General features: G+C 72.8%; 2 protein-coding genes. Both read left to right on the forward strand.

What is annotated here, in order from left to right; genetic code table 11:
- A partial coding sequence (locus R6V09_RS48765; protein WP_317887876.1) for a DEAD/DEAH box helicase occupies positions 1 to 1,813 on the forward strand: 1,813 nt, incomplete at its 5' end.
- A 557-nt stretch (positions 1,814 to 2,370) separates the two neighbouring features.
- The coding region (locus R6V09_RS48770) for an SWIM zinc finger family protein (RefSeq protein ID WP_442810282.1) at positions 2,371 to 3,553 on the forward strand (1,183 nt) is incomplete at its 3' end.

The following is a 3,553-nucleotide window of genomic DNA, read 5'->3' on the forward strand; positions in this document are numbered from 1 at the left end:
GCAGGACCTGACGGTGTCCGCCGTGGTCCGGTCGGCGCCGGGCTCGGCGACCGACGGCACCGGCTTCTTCGAGAGCGAGGAACTCCTCCAGTTCCGCTGGCAGTTGGCGCTCGGCGGCGACCCGCTCACCGAGGCCGAGATGGACATGCTTGCCGAGGCCCACCGCCCGGTCGTCCGGCTCCGGGACCAGTGGGTCCTGGTCGACCCGGCCCTCGTCCGCAAGGCCCGCAAACGCGAACTGGGCCTGCTCGACCCGGTCGACGCGCTGTCCGTCGCGCTCACGGGCACGGCGGAGGTCGACGGCGAACAGGTGGAAGCCGTCCCGGTGGGCGCGCTGGCGACCCTGCGTGACCGCTTGACGGCAGGCATCCAGCCCGCCGAGCCACCGCCCGGCCTGGACGCCACCCTCCGTGACTACCAACTCCGGGGCCTGGCCTGGCTCGACCTGATGACCTCCCTCGGCCTCGGCGGCTGCCTGGCCGACGACATGGGCCTCGGCAAGACCATCACCCTCATCGCCCTCCACCTGCGCCGGGCGCACCGCGAGCCCACCCTCGTGATCTGCCCCGCCTCGCTCCTGGGCAACTGGCAGCGGGAGATCACCCGCTTCGCCCCCGGAGTCCCCGTCCGCCGCTTCCACGGCGTGGACCGCACCCTGGAGGACCTGACCGGCGGCTTCGTCCTCACGACGTACGGCACGATGCGCTCGGCGGCACCGACGCTCGCCCAGCAGCCGTGGGGCATGGTCGTCGCGGACGAGGCACAGCACGTCAAGAACCCGTACTCGGCGACCGCGAAGGCCCTGCGCACGATCCCGTCCACCGCGCGCGTGGCCCTCACCGGCACTCCGGTCGAGAACAACCTCTCCGAACTCTGGGCACTGCTGGACTGGACGACCCCCGGACTCCTCGGCCCCTTGAAATCCTTCCGCGCCCGGCACGCGCGCGCGGTGGAGAACGGCGAGGACGAGGAGGCGGTGACCCGACTCGCCCGCCTGGTCCGCCCGTTCCTCCTGCGCCGCAAGAAGTCCGACCCCGGCATCGTCCCCGAACTGCCGCCCAAGACGGAGACGGACCACCCGGTCCCACTCACCCGCGAACAGGCCTCGCTCTACGAGGCGGTGGTACGCGAATCCATGCTGGCGATCGAGACGACGGACGGCATCGCGCGCCGGGGCCTGGTCCTGAAACTCCTCACGGCCCTGAAGCAGATCTGCGACCACCCGGCGCTGTACCTGAAGGAGGAGCACACCGCAGCACAGGCCGGCGGCGACCGCCTCGCCGCCCGCTCCGGCAAACTCGCCCTGCTGGACGAGCTGTTGGACACGCTGCTGTCGGAGGACGGTTCCGCGATCGTCTTCACGCAGTACGTCGCCATGGCCCGCCTGATCACCTCCCACCTGTCGGCCCGCGCGGTCCCGGTCGAACTGCTCCACGGCGGCACACCGGTACCGGAGCGGGAGCGCATGGTGGACCGCTTCCAGGCCGGCGCGACCCCGGTCCTGGTGCTGTCCCTGAAGGCGGCGGGCACCGGCCTGAACCTCACCCGCGCGGGCCACGTCGTCCACTTCGACCGCTGGTGGAACCCGGCGGTCGAGGAACAGGCCACGGACCGCGCGTACCGCATCGGCCAGACCCAGCCGGTCCAGGTCCACCGCCTCATCACCGAGGGCACGGTCGAGGACCGCATCGCCGAAATGCTCGAATCCAAGCGGGCGTTGGCCGACGCGATCCTCGGCTCCGGCGAGTCGTCCCTGACAGAGCTGACGGACCGTGAACTGTCGGACCTGGTGTCGTTGCGGAGGCCGGTGTGACGGGGGTGGGGCGGGGCATCGGGTTCGGCTTGGGCGCGGATGACGACGGGCCGGCGGCTGTCGGACCTGGTGCGGCGGCGGAGACCGACGGGTCGGGAACGGAGCCGGCTGTGGGGGAGCCGGAGGAGACACCGGAGGCAGGGGAGACAGAGGCGACGGACGGACAAACTGAGGAGCGGCCAGTGCGCCCGGCCGACCTGGCACGCCAAGCGCTGCGGGCCGCGCGTGAGCGTCGGGAGGGGGCGCGCGAGAAGCACGTGGGCTACTCGGAAGACACGGAGGAGTCGGGGGCTCGCGCGCCGAGGCCGGCCGATTCTGAGGAGACCTCGACCGAAGCACCCCCGCAGACCGATCCCCCGCCGAGCGATCCCTCGCCGACCGCCCCTTCGCCATCTGTTCCCCGCCCCGGTGACGCTGCCCGCGCGGCGTTGCGCCGTGCGCTGCCCGTTCGACGCGAGGCGGCTGTGGCGGCCGGTCCATCGGAAGCGGTGCCCGACGATTCCACCGGGACCGGGACCGGGAGAGGCACCGGCGGGAGCGGCAGCGGAAGTAGAGGCGTGACCGCAAGCCCCTCCCCGGACACTGCGATCGATACCCGTACCGACCCCGCGGAACAAGGCGGCGACCCCGCCCACTCCGCTCCCGCCGCTCCGGACGACGTCACGGACCAGCCGACCGCGCAGTCGTCCGTACGCCCCGCCGATATCGCGCGCGAGGCACTGCGAGCGGCTCGGCGTGAGAGCCAACAGGCCCGGACGGACGGAGAGCACCAGGGAGCCGACCCCACGACCCGACCACCCCGCCGTGCCTCCACGCCCGCCCCCGCCCCCGTCTCCACTCCCGTTCCCATCCCGTCCAGGGCCTCACGTCAGAGCGCCAAGGAACCCGGTGGTGTCGAGGCCGTTCGGGCCCGCGCGGTACGTGATCTGGTCGCCGACGCCTTTCGGATGCCCCAGGAGGAGGACTTCGGTGCGGAGCCGCCCGGCGACAACGACCATGTGCGCCAAGCGAGTCGGGACGCGCGAACCCCGGACCCGGACCCGGACCCGACCGCCCCGGATGTCCTCACCCCTCCCACCTCCATGGCCTCCCCGACCCGCGACGGCGACCTGCGCCGTACGTTCCCCGCGTTTCCGCCCAGGCCGTCGAAGGGCACGAGCTTCGCCGAGACCTGGTGGGGCAACGCCTGGGTCACCGCGTTGGAGGAAGGCGCGCTGGACGCCAAGCGGCTGGTGCGGGGGCGGGGATACGCGGAGAAGGGCCATGTCGACGCGATCACCGTGACGCCGGGGCTCGTGCTCGCGTATGTGCAGGGCAGCCGTCCGCGGCCGTACCGCGTACAGGTGCGGTTGCGGACGCTCGACGACGCCGACTGGGACCGCTTCCTGGACGCCGCTGCCGACCGGCCCGGGCACATCGCCGCACTGCTCGACAAGGAGATGCCCAAGTCCCTTGCCGAGTGCGGAGTTCCGTTGCTGCCGGGTCCCGGTGATCTGGACCCCTTGTGCAGTTGCCCCGACTCGGGTCACCCCTGCAAGCACGCCGCCGCCCTCTGCTACCAGACCGCGCGCCTCCTCGACGCCGACCCCTTCGTCCTGCTCCTGCTGCGTGGTCGGGGCGAACGCCCGCTGCTCGACGCGCTGTCCCGCCGCAACGCGGCCCGGGCCGCCCGCGCCGCCCAGGAGCAGGAACCGGCCCCACTCCCCGGCGTCCGGGCCACGGAAGCCCTCGCGCAGCGTC

Origin of the sequence: Streptomyces sp. W16 (assembly GCF_033194735.1) — a bacterium.
In the GTDB taxonomy this organism is placed as follows: Bacteria; Actinomycetota; Actinomycetes; order Streptomycetales; family Streptomycetaceae; genus Streptomyces.